At 48.7% G+C, this 530-nt stretch carries 1 protein-coding gene; it reads right to left on the reverse strand.

Annotation, left to right across the window (positions count from 1 at the left end):
- Positions 1-530, reverse strand: a 530-nt coding sequence (locus R7Z47_RS26670) for a sensor histidine kinase (protein ID WP_318131000.1), incomplete at both ends; no start/stop codon positions are given.

The raw sequence follows: 530 nt of genomic DNA on the forward strand, positions 1-530 counted from the left end.
ATATGCCCATTGCCTTGCTCAACGATGGAACGTACAAGGTACATGCCTACTCCATGATCGGCTTTGTTTTGCTTAGTGGTAAAGCCCAATTCGCACAACGCATCAAATTCACTCTCGATCAGCGGGCCATTGTTCGAAACCTGAATGGTGTACTCGCAGGCCGATTCTGAAATACCGATGTGTACGTGACCGTTCTCTCGTCCTTTCACCGCTTCCAAAGCGTTTTGAGCTAAATTGCCAATCAACCCACACAATTGTTCTTCTGACAAACGGCGAGACAGCGCGCTCAAATCACTTTGGCAGTCAATGCTCAGTGCCACACCCAGTTCGTTGGCTTTGCTCGCCTTTGCCAAAATCAAGGCTGACAAGGCCGGTCTGCTATTCAGCGCATGTAGCGAATCCAGTTGTGATTGACTGGCTTTCGCTTGCGACAAACAAACTGAAAGCGCTTTATCGTAAGCCCCCATTTGTAAGAGACCCGAGATAGTCGAAAGCTTATTTTGATACTCGTGACGCGCAACGCGCATGTT

The sequence above is a fragment of the Vibrio sp. 1641 genome (assembly GCF_033339995.1).
Taxonomy (GTDB): domain Bacteria; phylum Pseudomonadota; class Gammaproteobacteria; order Enterobacterales; family Vibrionaceae; genus Vibrio; species Vibrio alginolyticus.